Here is a 12067-nt window from a genome sequence, read left to right as displayed (position 1 = left end):
TGAGCTATCTGCGCCGCTGCTGCCAGGCAGCGGCCAACCCGCTCATGCAGATCACCCCGATGCCGACCACCGTGGTCACATCGGGGGTATGGTTGAACACCAGCCAGCCCAACAACCCCGCAAACACGATCTGGCAATAGCCGAACGGCGCCAGCAAAGCCGGCGCCGCGAAGCGAAACGCTTGGGTCAGCATCAAGTGCGCGGTCATGCCGCACGTGCCCAGGGCCAGCATCAACACGCCATGCCACAGCGTGGGGATCTGCCAGAAGAACGGCACCATGGCGCTCATCACCAAGGTATTGCACAGCCCGGCAAAGAAGTTGCTGGTGGTGGGGGTGTCGAACTTACTCAAGATGCGCGTGAGCAGTTGGTAAAAGCAGAAGAACAGCGCCGAACACAGCGGCAGCAACACCGCCGGCGCGAAAAGTTCGCCGCCTGGATGGATGATCACCAGCACCCCGATAAAGCCACAGATCACCGCCAGCCATTGGCCGCGTGTCACATGCTCACCCAGCAGCGGCACCGACAGCGCCGTCACCAGGATGGGTGCCAGGAAGTTCACTGCCGTGGCTTCAGCCAAGGGGATGTAATGCAGCGCCGCCGTGAAGAACAAGCTGGTGCCCAGCAGACACAGCGCCCGCACCACCTGCATCCCCGGCCGTTTGCTGCGCAGTACGCGCAACCCCGATTGCGGCAGGAAAATGCCGGCCATCAACAAGGTGTGCACCAGGTACCGCGCCCACACCACCATCACGATCGGGTAGAACCCGGCCAGGTATTTGGACAGGGCATCGTGGCTGGAGAACAGGAACGTCGCCAGTACAATCAGCAGAATGCCTTTGAAAGGATGGTTGATGCCGGAAAGGGGGGTACTGACAGTCATTGGATTCTCTTGCGTGGCGAGCTGAACGCTGAGCACTGAACGAAGCAGCGCTCAACCCGGTAATCTAGCAGCCGGGCCGGAGTCTGCCCCAAGAGCATAACCAAACACCGGGCGAACAGCGCACTAAATCACGGGATTCGAGTCCAACGCTGCACGATTGCCCTCGCGCTGTACACTTTTTAACCAAGGCCTTGCCGCTATGAAAAAAACGTTTTTTATTCTGTCTGCCCTTGCTCTGCTGACTGCCTGTAATCAGGAATCCAAGGAAGCGCCAAAACCCGCACCGGCGTCCGTACAAGCGACCCTCGTGCCGCAAACGCCGCCTACCGACAAATGGGTGGGCAAGTGGATCGGCGTCGAAGGCCTGTACCTGACCATCGCCAAGGACGACAGCATCGGCCGTGGTCACTACCTCCTCACCATGCAATACGGCCTCGACGCCGATGACGCCGGCACCTTCAAAGGTGAGGCCAATGAAGACGGCATCGCCTTCAACCGTCCGGACGGCCCACAACTGCTGCGCGCCGGTGACGGTGAAGCCACCGGGCTGAAATGGCTGGCGGATAAAAAGGACTGCCTGATTGTCGATACCGGCGAAGGGTATTGCCGCTAATAACGGCCATACTCAACCAACATCCCTGTAGGACCGTTCATCAAGAGGATTGCCCCATGCTATGGAAAAAAGGCCGACGCAGCGACAACGTGGTGGATGCCCGCGATGACAGTGGCGGGGGTGGCGGCGGCATGCGCTTTGGGGGCGGTAAAGGCTTGAGCCTGACGGCGATCGTGCTGATCGTCGGCATCGGCTGGATGACCGGCCAGGACCCGTTGCAGATCCTCGGCCAACTGACCGGCCAGATGGAACAGGCGCCCTCGGTGAGCACCCAATCGCGCCAGGCGCCGCCGGCCAACGATGAACAAGCCGATTTTGTACGGGCCGTGTTGGGCGATACCGAGGACACCTGGGGCCAGGTGTTCAAGGAAAACGGCCTGGCGTACAAGAACCCGAAACTGATTCTGTTCCGTGGCCGGGTCAACTCCGCCTGCGGTGGCGCCACCTCGGCCAGTGGCCCGTTCTATTGCCCGGCTGACCAACAGGTGTACCTGGACCTGGACTTCTTCCGGGAAATGTCGCAACGCTTCCAGGCCGCCGGCGACTTCGCCCAGGCCTATGTGATCGCCCACGAAGTCGGGCACCACGTGCAGACACTTCTGGGCATTTCGTCGAAGATCCAGGCCGCACGCCAGCAAGGCCGCCAGATGCAAGGCGACGGCGGCCTGTTGGTGCGTCAGGAGCTGCAAGCCGACTGCTTCGCCGGGGTGTGGGCCAACCGTGCGCAAAAGCGCCTGAACTGGCTGGAACCCGGTGACATTGAGGAAGCACTGAATGCGGCCAACGCCATTGGCGATGACCGCTTGCAGCAACAGGGTCAAGGGCGTGTCGTACCGGACTCGTTTACCCACGGCACCTCGGCGCAGCGCGTGCGCTGGTTCAAGACCGGCTTCGCCCAGGGCCAGATCACTCAATGCGACACCTTTGCCGCCAAGAGCCTCTAGATGAATAAACGATTGGGATTGCTGCTGGGTGCGCTAGTCACCTGTTCCGCCTTGGCCGCCGAGCCTGTCGTAAAAGAGCATGGCGTAAAAGAAGTCAGTCCCGATCGTTTCCACCTGGAGGCCGGCGACCTCATCCTGGGCTTGAGCCAGGACTGGCGACAGCCACTGCCCACGGTCACCCGCGCCGTGATCATCGTGCACGGCCGCCTGCGCAATGCGCAGACCTACCTGCAAAGCGGTGAAGATGCCGCCGAGCATGCCGGGCTTACCGCCAGCACGCTGGTGATCGCGCCGCAGTTTCTCAACGCGTCCGACGTGAAGCGCAACCACCTGGGCCACTCGGTACTGCGTTGGAAGGGCAACGACTGGATGGCCGGCGAGCCCTCGACCGGGCCGGGCCAAATCAGTTCCTACGGCGCTCTGGACCAGATTATCAAGCACCTGGGCAACCGCACATTGTTCCCGGCGCTGAAAGAAATCGTGGTCGCCGGCCACTCCGGCGGCGGCCAGGTGGTGCAGCGTTTCGCCCTCACGGGCCACGACCACCCGATGCTGCAGACCGAAGGCATCAGCCTGCGTTACGTGGTGGCCAACCCGTCGTCCTACGCCTACTTCAGCCCGCAGCGCCCGGTGAAGTTCGACACCGCCAGTTGCCCCGGCTTCAACGACTGGAAATACGGCATGCAAAACCTGCCGGATTACGCCAAAGGTCAGCGCGCCGAGCAGCTTGAAAACACATACGTGTCACGCAACATCACCTACCTGCTGGGCCAACAGGACACCGACCCGAACCATCCCGCGCTGGATAAAAGCTGCGCCGCCGAGACCCAGGGCGCGTATCGCCTGATTCGCGGGCACAACTATTTTGACTACCTAAAGCAGCGGCATCCGCAGTTGAGCCATAGGCTGGTAGAGGTGCCGGGGGTGGGGCACAACGGGGATGGGATGTTTACGTCGCCGGAAGGCCAGAAAGTACTCTTCGGGAAATAACTGCCGAAACCGGATTAAACATATGGGAGGGGGCAAGCCCCCTCCCACATTTGATTGTCAGCGTATGGGCTGGATCATCCGGCGCAGCACCGCACAATCCTCGGCATGCCAATCCGCCAATTCAGGCCAGGGATTTTCCGGCAGGTTCACCAACACCGTCCGCGCCCCCGCCGCCCGGCCACAGTCCAAGTCAAAGCGATAATCGCCGACCATCACCATCTCGCTCGGCGCCACGTCCCAGGCTGCTGCCAGTTTCAGCAAACCACCCGGGTCCGGCTTCGGCGGCGCATCGTCACGCCCCAGCACATCCTCGACGGCAAAGCAGTCCGCCAGGCCAATCGCCTCCAGCGTGATATGCGCCAATTCCCGCGCATTACGGGTCAGGACACCCAGGCGATCACCACGCCCGGCCAGCTCGCGCACCAGTTCCACTGCACCTTCAGCCGCGACGGAACCCTGCGCCAGCTCCCGTTCATGCTCCAGCAGCCAGGCATGCTTGGCCGCCGCGACCTCCGCCGGCAATGCCGCCAAGTGAGTGAGGATGTCGTCCTCGGGTGGAATCTCCAGCGCCACGCGAATGGCCGCAAAGTCATGCACGGCCACCGTGAGCGTGCCGTCCATGTCGAACACCCAGTGCCTGACGTCCGCCAGGCTCATGCCCAATCCTTGCGATGGCGAATCAAACCTTCCTGCGTCACCGACGCCACCAACTGCCCGGCGCGGTTGTACACGCTGCCACGGGAGAACCCACGGGAATTGCCGGCCCACGGGCTGTCCATGGCGTACAGCAGCCAATCATCGGCACGCAGGTCGGCATGGAACCACAACGCGTGGTCGAGGCTGGCGACTTGCATGTCTTTCTGCCACACGGTCTTGCCGTGGGGCAGCAAGGAGGTAGTCAGCAGGCCGAAGTCCGAGGCGTAGGCCAGCAGGTACTTATGCAACGCAGGTGTGTCGGCCAGGGCGCCGTCGGCGCGGAACCACACGTATTTGACCGGGTCGGAGGGCTGCGGGTTGAACGGGTCTTTCTCGGTCACCGGGCGCACTTCGATCGGTTTGGGGCACAGCAGCTTGTCGCGCATGTGCTCGGGGATCAGGTGCGCCCGCTGCTGGGTCAGTTCCAGCTCCGACGGCAAGTTTTCCGGACCGACCACTACGGGCATGGTGGTCTGGTGATCGAAGCCTTGTTCGTCGTATTGGAACGAAGTGGTGCAGGTGAAGATCGGGTGGCCCTTCTGGATCGCCGTCACGCGGCGCGTACTGAAACTGCCACCGTCGCGCACGCGGTCCACCGAGTACACCACCGGCAACTTCGCGTCGCCAGGGCGCAGGAAATAACCGTGCAGGGAATGCACATGCCGCGCTTCTTCTACGGTCTGGCTGGCTGCCGACAACGACTGGCCGAGCACCTGGCCACCAAACAATTGGCGAAAGCCCAGGTCCTGGCTGCGGCCGCGAAAGAGGTTTTCCTCGATCGGCTCCAGGGTCAGCAAGTCCACCAGATCTTCCAATACTTGGCTCATAGAGCAACTCCTAAAATCTACGGGGCATTCCGGGCTGCCTATCCGTGCAGCGTGTCCAACCATTGGGCGCGGGTGATGCGATACAAAACATGATGGCGCAGCGGGTCATCGGCTGCGACCTTGGGGTGTTCAAAATCTGCCAGCGGATCGTAATGCATACCGATGGCCTGCATGACTTTTTGTGATGGCAGATTGGCTTCGGTGGTGAACGCGACGATTTCGTCCAACTGCAAACGGTCGAAACCACAGCGCAACGCTGTCCAGGCCGCCTCGCTGGCGTATCCCAGGCCCCAGTGCTCGCGGGCCAGGCGCCAGCCGATTTCCACCGCCGGGGTAAAGTCGGTTTCAAAGCTGACATTCGCCAGCCCGGTGAGGCCGATGAATTCACCCGTGTCCTTGCGCTGTAACGCCCACAGGCCAAAGCCGTATTCGGCGAAGTGGCCGCGAATCCGGCCGATCAAGGCTGCGCTTTCCAGGTGGCTCAACGTGGCTGGGAAATAGCGCATCACCTGCGGGTCGGCGCACATGCGTGCAAATTCCAGCAGGTCGCTGTCGCGCCATTGGCGCAACACCAGGCGTGCGCTTTCCAATTCAAGTATCGGCTCCATGGGTCCCCTCCCTTGCCATGTGCGTGAGTGTACCGCGCTGTTAAGATCCCTCGCAGGTTCCCGTCAGAAAATCCCATGCCTTTGCCATTGATCTACCACGATGACTACAGCCCCGAGTTCCCGGCGGAACATCGGTTCCCCATGGACAAATTCCGCCTGTTGCGCGACCACCTGGTGGACAGTGGCCTGACCGAGGACAGCCAATTGCTGCGCCCGCAACTGTGCCCAGCGCAGATTCTGGCCCTGGCCCATGACACGGGGTATATCGAACGCTACATGAGTGGCGAACTGTCCCGCGAAGACCAGCGCCGCCTCGGCCTGCCGTGGAACGAAGCCCTGGCCCGGCGCACCGTGCGTGCGGTCGGCGGCTCGATTCTCGCGGCAGAACAGGCGCTGGAACACGGCCTGGCGTGCCACCTGGCGGGCGGCACCCACCACGCCCATTACGATTACCCAGCGGGCTTTTGCATCTTCAATGACCTGGCGGTGATCAGCCATTACCTGCTGGCCAGCGGCCGGGTCAACCGCGTGCTGATCTTCGATTGCGACGTGCACCAGGGCGACGGCACCGCGCGCATCCTCCACGACACGCCGGATGCCATCACCGTGTCGCTGCACTGCGAAAAGAACTTCCCCGCACGCAAGGCCCAGAGCGACTGGGACATTCCGCTGCCCATGGGCATGGGCGATGCCGATTACCTCAAGGTGGTGGACGACGCGCTCAACTACCTGCTGCCGCTGTATCAACCGGACCTGGTGCTCTACGACGCCGGCGTCGATGTGCATAAGGACGACGCCCTCGGTTACCTCAAGCTGACAGACGCCGGCGTCGCCGCCCGCGACGAAAGCGTGATGCGCCACTGCCTGGGCCGCGATATTCCGGTGATGGGTGTGATCGGCGGCGGCTACAGCAAGGACCGCCCCGCCCTGGCCCGTCGCCACGGCATCCTGCACCACAGTGCGCAACGGGTGTGGACGTCATCAGGTTGTCACTGAATCGTGGGCGTTACCCACATTGCCTGTGGAACCACCTGTGGATAACTTGAGCGTAAGCCTCTGAAAGCGAGCAGCCGTAAGGCTTGTAGGAAAGTGTACGTTTTTTGATCAGGCAGCCACGCTGTCGTCGGGTAGAATACGCGGCCTATTCAAGCCACCAAAGCCCTGCCCATGCCCCAGACCTCACCTCACCACGTCACCCTGATCGGTGGCGGCCCTGCCGGGCTGATGGCGGCCGAAGTCCTGAGCCAAGCGGGCGTGCGCGTGGACCTGTACGACGGCATGCCCTCGGTGGGGCGCAAATTCCTGCTGGCCGGCGTGGGCGGCATGAACATCACCCACTCCGAGGCGTACCCGGCGTTTTTGTCGCGGTATGCCGAACGTGCGCCGCACATGGCGCCGCTGCTGCGTGGGTTTGGCGCCGAGGTGTTGTGCGAATGGATTCACGGCCTGGGCATCGAGACCTTCGTCGGCACCTCCGGCCGAGTATTCCCGACCGATATGAAAGCCGCCCCGCTGCTGCGCGCCTGGCTCAAGCGCCTGCGCGATCAAGGCGTGGTTATCCACACCCGGCATCGTTGGGTGGGGTGGAATGCAGAGGGTGGTTTACTTATCCACAGCCCGGACGGCGATAAAGTTGTCCACAGCGACGCCGTGCTGCTGGCGTTGGGCGGTGGCAGTTGGTCGCGCCTGGGTTCCGACGGTGCCTGGCTCAAGCTGCTGGAAGACAAAGGTGTGCCCTACGCCCCCTTGCAACCGAGCAACTGCGGCTTCGAGGTGTCGGCCTGGAGCGAATTGATGGTCAGCAAATTCTCCGGCGCGCCGCTGAAGAACGTTGCCATTGGGCTGGCGGATGACAAGCCTCGGCTGGGCGAATGCGTGGTCACGGCGACCGGTATCGAAGGCAGTTTGATCTATGCACTGTCGGCGCCGATTCGTGAGGCAATCAATCGCAACGGTTCGGCCACCGTGCATATCGACTTGCTGCCGAGCAAGCCGCTGGACAAGGTCCAGGCCGCCTTGGCCAAGCCGCGGGGTTCACGTTCGATGAGCAAGCATTTGCACAGTCAGTTGGGGTTGGAGGGGGTGAAGGCCGCGCTGTTGCGTGAGTTGGCACCGGCCGAGCACTTCAATGACCCGGCGCAACTGGCGGTGGATATCAAGGCCTTGCCGTTGACGCTGGTGAAGACACGGCCAATGGATGAGGCAATCAGTACGGCGGGCGGGGTGCCGTTTGAGGCGCTGGATGAGCGCTTGATGCTCAAGCAGTTGCCGGGGGTGTTTTGTGCGGGGGAGATGCTGGATTGGGAAGCGCCGACCGGGGGCTACCTACTGACAGGATGCTTTGCCAGCGGAAGGGCGGCTGGGCGGGGGATGTTGGAGTGGCTTAAGCGCTGAGATGTGTGGTGAATCCAGAGCCGGCATCGCAGGCAAGCCAGCTCCCACATTTTGATGTGTGAATACAGTCAAATGTGGGAGGGGCGGTGCGACGATTCGACTTGCCCCCGATGAGGCCATCAGCAGCGCCGAAAAATCACTTCTTCTTACGCGGCCCAGTATTGAACACCGGCACCTTGCGCACCGGCTTGATCGAAGGCTCCACCGGCGCCGCATCCCCGCTGTCCACCCACTTACCCAGGTTGCGCTTACCGCCACCCCCCGACGTTTTAGGCTTCTTCGGTTTTTTCGGCTTCTTCACCACCTGCCCACTGGCGTCGGTGTCCGGCACACGGTGCTCCGGTTCGAAGTCCGGCTCCATCTTGCGGGTCAGGGTCTGACGCGTGAGCATCTCGATCGCCGACAGCATGTTCACTTCATCGGCACACACCAGGGAAATCGCCTCGCCGGTGTTGCCCGCACGCCCGGTACGACCGATGCGGTGGATGTAATCCTCGGCCACGATCGGCAGGTCGAAGTTGACCACCAGCGGCAAATCTTCGATGTCCAGGCCACGGGCCGCCACGTCGGTGGCCACCAGGATCTGCACTTCGCTCGACTTGAAGCGGTCCAGCGCACGTTGGCGGGTGGCTTGTGGTTTGTCGCCGTGGATACCGTCGGCGTTGATGCCCAGGCCTTGCAACTTATCCACCAGCGCATCCACGCCGTTACGGGTCTTGGCGAACACCAGCACCTGCTTCCAGCGGCCTTTGCGCATCAAGTGCACAAACAGCTCCGGCTTGCGCTTCTTGTCCACCGGCACCACCCACTGCTTCACGGTGTTGGCGGCGACGTTGCGCGGGCTGACTTCGATGGTCAGCGGGTCGTTGAGCATCTGCCCGGCCAGCAGGCGGATCTCATCGGAAAAGGTCGCGGAGAACAGCAGGGTCTGGCGCTTTTTCGGCAACATGCGGTAGATGTTCGCCAGCTCTTCGGAGAAGCCCAGGTCGAGCATGCGGTCGGCTTCATCCAGCACCAGGGTTTGCAGCTGGTTGAGTTTCAGCGCGTTCTGGCGGAACAGGTCGATCAGGCGGCCAGGCGTGGCGACCAGAATATCGACACCTTTGCGCAGCTTCATCATCTGCGGGTTGATGCTCACGCCGCCGTACACCGCGTAGGTGGTGAGTGGCAGGTGTTGGGCGTACTCGGCGACGCTGGCATGAACCTGCTCGGCCAGCTCGCGGGTCGGGCACAGGATCAGCGCACGCGCCGAGTTGGCGGCGACTTTCGGCCCTTCGGTGGTCAGCAGTTGCAGCAGCGGCACGGCAAAACCGGCGGTCTTGCCAGTGCCGGTCTGGGCCGCGGCCATCAGGTCGCGACCGGCCAGCACCGCCGGAATGGCTTGCGCCTGCACCGGCGTCGGGGTCTGGTAGCCAAGCGTCTCAAGGGCGCGCAGCAAGGGTTCGATCAGGCCAAGGGTGGCGAAAGTCATGTGTTTACCGTAGGAAAAATTCAGCGCAAGGGCGTAATGCGCCGCAGTTTACCTTATTTCCGGCTTGGGCTTTCGCCACTGGGGCAAGCTGATCAGCAGCACCGCGCTGATGATCACCAACATCGCCAAGGCTTCTTCCAGGCCGATGGTCTCGCCGATAAACACGATCCCCAGCAACACCGCCACTGCGGGGTTGACGTAGGCATAACTGGTCGCCGCTGCGGGACGTACGTGCTTGAGCAGGTACATATAAGCGTTGAAGGCGATGATCGAGCCGAACACGGCCAGGTACGCCAGGGCCAGCCAGCCTTCCAGCGGCGGCATGGCTTGCAGGCGTTCGCCGGTGAGCGCGCTGGCGATCAACAGCGTCACGCCGGCCACCAGCATTTCCGCAGCGCTGGCCATGGCTCCCGGTGGCAACGGCAGGCGCCGACTCCACACCGAACCAAACGCCCACGACGCCGCAGCAAACAGCAGCAAAGCAGCACCCATCGGGCTCGATTGCAACGTGCTGCCCATATTGAGCATAGCGATGCCGATCATCCCCAAGATCACGCCCGCCCATTCCAGCCGGGTATTGCGCGCGCCCCAGAAATAACCGCACAACAACGTGAACAGCGGTACGGTCGCCACCGCCAGTGCCGCCACGCCGGACGACACGCCAGTGTGCTCGGCCACACTCACTGCGCCATTGCCGAAGGTCAGCAGCAAAATGCCAATCTTGGCCGCCGCCTTCCACTGCTCCCACGTCGGCGCCGGCGCTCCACGCCAGCGCAAAAACCCGTACATCGCCGCACCCGCCACCAAAAAACGAATCCCGCCCAGCATCAGCGGTGGCCAGTACTCCACGCCGATGCGAATCACCAAATAGGTGGACCCCCAAATCACATACAACGCAAAAAAGGCAGCGATCAACGGTAAGGGGAAGCGACGTGGGCCAGGCATTGGGTAGCTCTGCGGCATGAGATAGGAGGCTTATTCTAAAAAAGCAGGTCGTTAAACATAAGTTACAAAACCTGTTTAAAACGACGTTACACTTTTCAAAGCATGGTTATGAACGCTATAACCCGTGTTTTCGAAAGCCGCACGCAACTGGAGCCTTATCATGGACAAATACGACCGTATGCTCCTCAGCGCCCTGCTCGAAGACGGCCGCGCGTCCTACGCGCAATTGGCCCGCACGGTAAACCTCTCCGCCCCCGCCGTGGCCGAGCGCGTGGCCAAGCTGGAGGCCTGCGGCGTGATCACCGGGTATCAAGCCAAGGTGGACTTATCGAAAGTGGGTTTGCCGATTCAGTGCGTGATTGAACTGCGACTGACCAATCATGGGAGCCAGAAGGTTTATGACGCATTGGCGGAAATCCCTGAGCTGACGGAATGCCATCGGGTGACCGGTGACCCGTGCGTGATCATGCAGGCGGCGGTGGGCTCGATGCCGGAGTTGGAGAATCTAATCAACCGGATCGCGAAGTTCGGGTTCAGCAAGACGTCGATCATTTTGTCGAGCGCGATAGAGCGGCGGGTGCCGTTGGGGCAGTTGGAGGGGAATGGGAAAAATAGTGGCTGAACCGCCGCCATCGCGGGCAAGCCCGGCTCCCACATTTGTAATGCATTCCAACTGTGGGAGCTGGCTTGCCTGCGATGACGTCAGTTGCATCAAAGCAGATTTGAGCGCTCAACAATCAAATCGACAATCTGCTTGATCGTGGTGATGTGGTCCCAATCCGCCTGAGTGGCTTGCAGATTGAACTGCCATTTGATCTGCATGACAAAGCAGGTCAGGTCGTCATCAATGATCTTAAAGTCGTGAATAAAATCCGTTTGTTCCGACACCTGGCTTCGGTCGATGAAGCCGATGATGTCGACAAACAACTGCAAGACCCTTTCGCTGATCTCTGCTCTGGTCGGACTACCTTCCATTTTTTGCCTCATAGGCACACTTACTAATACTGATTAGATCAAAGATAGCCAGCCCCGCCGCCACGAAGGGAATGCCTCGCCCGATAATGCCAAATATCCGGACAGTACCAAACGTTGCCTTCGCCACCCTCGCCATTGTGGGCTGTCTGATCAGCGTGCGAGGGAAAAAGCGCATGCCAATGAGACTGGCCAGGTTTGTCGTCCTGCTGGAACCTACGTGAACCCAAGTACCCACGGCTATTTTGCTGATCGGTATTCCCGCCGATGCGGTAATAAATGTTGCAGCAGTCAACCCGTAGTGCTCTTGAGTACATTTCCAGAGGTCCTCGACCGTGGTGTTTGGAACCCTAGAATCGACATGCACGGGTCTGAGTAATTGATAGCTGCCGCTGCTGCTAATGCCTGGGGGATTTGGCAACGCCATGATCGCCGGACAACTTATCATCGTGTTGCCCAAATGAAACGCCATGCTTGACGTTGAACCTAGGTCAACGCCACTCAAATCGAGCTCAAACTGGCTTCTCATGATTGCTGTATGAAGATCGCTTTCCTGCACGTCTGTAATCCCTGTACGTAAATGGCAGGCGGGATGGTAGGTCGCAGCAAGAGTTGATAGGTGGATGAAGAGGAAAAACAGAAGGGTCCTAGGCAGTGACAGGATTCAGCCTACTGCCCATTCAGAAACGGACCGCCAGAAGCTGAATTTTCAATGGCCAGCAAG

14 protein-coding genes are annotated in these 12067 nt (G+C 61.1%); 6 read left to right on the top strand and 8 right to left on the bottom strand.

Annotated features, from left to right (window positions below):
* Positions 1–4 precede the first annotated feature (4 nt).
* Positions 5–883, bottom strand: coding sequence for a DMT family transporter (locus K7431_RS10855; RefSeq protein ID WP_015886017.1), 879 nt, complete (start codon positions 881–883; stop codon positions 5–7).
* Between the two features lie 199 nt (positions 884–1082).
* Between K7431_RS10855 and K7431_RS10850 the strand changes: the two genes are divergently transcribed.
* From K7431_RS10850 to K7431_RS10840, 3 genes are read left to right on the top strand one after another with little or no spacing between them, the layout of a single operon-like run.
* A complete protein-coding gene (locus K7431_RS10850) occupies positions 1083–1496 on the top strand; it encodes a membrane lipoprotein lipid attachment site-containing protein (protein WP_015886018.1) in 414 nt (137 codons plus the stop codon).
* A gap of 56 nt (positions 1497–1552) precedes the next feature.
* Positions 1553–2440: a KPN_02809 family neutral zinc metallopeptidase gene (gene ypfJ, locus K7431_RS10845; protein ID WP_015886019.1), complete on the top strand. Its 888-nt coding sequence runs from the start codon at positions 1553–1555 to the stop codon at positions 2438–2440.
* Complete coding sequence (locus tag K7431_RS10840) at positions 2441–3430, top strand: hypothetical protein (RefSeq protein ID WP_015886020.1); 990 nt, start codon at positions 2441–2443, stop codon at positions 3428–3430.
* A gap of 57 nt (positions 3431–3487) precedes the next feature.
* Here the strand turns inward: K7431_RS10840 and K7431_RS10835 are convergent, their stop codons facing one another.
* Genes K7431_RS10835 through K7431_RS10825 form a run of 3 tightly spaced genes read right to left on the bottom strand, consistent with a single transcriptional unit; the run spans position 3488 to position 5561 of the window.
* Positions 3488–4087, bottom strand: coding sequence for an HAD family hydrolase (locus tag K7431_RS10835; RefSeq protein WP_015886021.1), 600 nt, complete (start codon positions 4085–4087; stop codon positions 3488–3490).
* Entirely contained in the window at positions 4084–4953 is an 870-nt protein-coding gene (gene tesB / locus K7431_RS10830; RefSeq protein ID WP_015886022.1) for an acyl-CoA thioesterase II, read from the bottom strand. Before tesB ends, K7431_RS10835 begins: the two co-directional genes overlap by 4 nt.
* Before the next feature lie 38 nt (positions 4954–4991).
* A complete protein-coding gene (locus tag K7431_RS10825) occupies positions 4992–5561 on the bottom strand; it encodes a GNAT family N-acetyltransferase (RefSeq protein ID WP_015886023.1) in 570 nt (189 codons plus the stop codon).
* Positions 5562–5636: 75 nt separating this feature from the next.
* Between K7431_RS10825 and K7431_RS10820 the strand changes: the two genes are divergently transcribed.
* Positions 5637–6557, top strand: coding sequence for a histone deacetylase family protein (locus K7431_RS10820; protein WP_015886024.1), 921 nt, complete (start codon positions 5637–5639; stop codon positions 6555–6557).
* Positions 6558–6728: 171 nt separating this feature from the next.
* A complete protein-coding gene (locus tag K7431_RS10815; protein WP_015886025.1) occupies positions 6729–7955 on the top strand; it encodes a TIGR03862 family flavoprotein in 1227 nt (408 codons plus the stop codon).
* A 136-nt stretch (positions 7956–8091) separates the two neighbouring features.
* Here the strand turns inward: K7431_RS10815 and K7431_RS10810 are convergent, their stop codons facing one another.
* Positions 8092–9426: a DEAD/DEAH box helicase gene (locus tag K7431_RS10810; protein WP_015886026.1), complete on the bottom strand. Its 1335-nt coding sequence runs from the start codon at positions 9424–9426 to the stop codon at positions 8092–8094.
* Positions 9427–9474: 48 nt separating this feature from the next.
* Positions 9475–10371, bottom strand: coding sequence for a drug/metabolite exporter YedA (yedA, locus tag K7431_RS10805; RefSeq protein WP_015886027.1), 897 nt, complete (start codon positions 10369–10371; stop codon positions 9475–9477).
* A gap of 160 nt (positions 10372–10531) precedes the next feature.
* On the opposite strand from yedA, the gene K7431_RS10800 reads away from it, so the two are divergent.
* Positions 10532–10993 (top strand): Lrp/AsnC family transcriptional regulator, encoded by a 462-nt coding sequence (locus K7431_RS10800; RefSeq protein WP_015886028.1) that lies wholly within the window; start codon positions 10532–10534, stop codon positions 10991–10993.
* 89 nt (positions 10994–11082) lie between these two features.
* Here K7431_RS10800 and K7431_RS10795 read toward each other — a convergent pair whose 3' ends face one another.
* Entirely contained in the window at positions 11083–11346 is a 264-nt protein-coding gene (locus K7431_RS10795; protein ID WP_015886029.1) for an acyl carrier protein, read from the bottom strand.
* A complete protein-coding gene (locus tag K7431_RS10790; protein WP_043205943.1) occupies positions 11336–11902 on the bottom strand; it encodes a hypothetical protein in 567 nt (188 codons plus the stop codon). Before K7431_RS10790 ends, K7431_RS10795 begins: the two co-directional genes overlap by 11 nt.
* Between the last annotated feature and the right edge of the window lie 165 nt (positions 11903–12067).

Origin of the sequence: Pseudomonas fluorescens group sp. (assembly GCF_020093335.1) — a bacterium.
In the GTDB taxonomy this organism is placed as follows: domain Bacteria; phylum Pseudomonadota; class Gammaproteobacteria; order Pseudomonadales; family Pseudomonadaceae; genus Aquipseudomonas; species Aquipseudomonas petroselini.
Note: the sequence above shows the minus strand (reverse complement) of the source record. Positions and strands in the feature narration are given on the sequence as shown.

Coding starts and splice junctions, on each gene's coding strand:
- K7431_RS10825 (WP_015886023.1), bottom strand. CDS start 5,561: ATGGAGCCGATACTTGAATTGGAAAGCGCACGCCTGGTGTTGCGCCAA.
- K7431_RS10815 (WP_015886025.1), top strand. CDS start 6,729: ATGCCCCAGACCTCACCTCACCACGTCACCCTGATCGGTGGCGGCCCT.
- K7431_RS10800 (WP_015886028.1), top strand. CDS start 10,532: ATGGACAAATACGACCGTATGCTCCTCAGCGCCCTGCTCGAAGACGGC.
- tesB (WP_015886022.1), bottom strand. CDS start 4,953: ATGAGCCAAGTATTGGAAGATCTGGTGGACTTGCTGACCCTGGAGCCG.
- K7431_RS10850 (WP_015886018.1), top strand. CDS start 1,083: ATGAAAAAAACGTTTTTTATTCTGTCTGCCCTTGCTCTGCTGACTGCC.
- K7431_RS10835 (WP_015886021.1), bottom strand. CDS start 4,087: ATGAGCCTGGCGGACGTCAGGCACTGGGTGTTCGACATGGACGGCACG.
- K7431_RS10855 (WP_015886017.1), bottom strand. CDS start 883: ATGACTGTCAGTACCCCCCTTTCCGGCATCAACCATCCTTTCAAAGGC.
- ypfJ (WP_015886019.1), top strand. CDS start 1,553: ATGCTATGGAAAAAAGGCCGACGCAGCGACAACGTGGTGGATGCCCGC.
- K7431_RS10840 (WP_015886020.1), top strand. CDS start 2,441: ATGAATAAACGATTGGGATTGCTGCTGGGTGCGCTAGTCACCTGTTCC.
- K7431_RS10795 (WP_015886029.1), bottom strand. CDS start 11,346: ATGGAAGGTAGTCCGACCAGAGCAGAGATCAGCGAAAGGGTCTTGCAG.
- K7431_RS10810 (WP_015886026.1), bottom strand. CDS start 9,426: ATGACTTTCGCCACCCTTGGCCTGATCGAACCCTTGCTGCGCGCCCTT.
- yedA (WP_015886027.1), bottom strand. CDS start 10,371: ATGCCTGGCCCACGTCGCTTCCCCTTACCGTTGATCGCTGCCTTTTTT.
- K7431_RS10820 (WP_015886024.1), top strand. CDS start 5,637: ATGCCTTTGCCATTGATCTACCACGATGACTACAGCCCCGAGTTCCCG.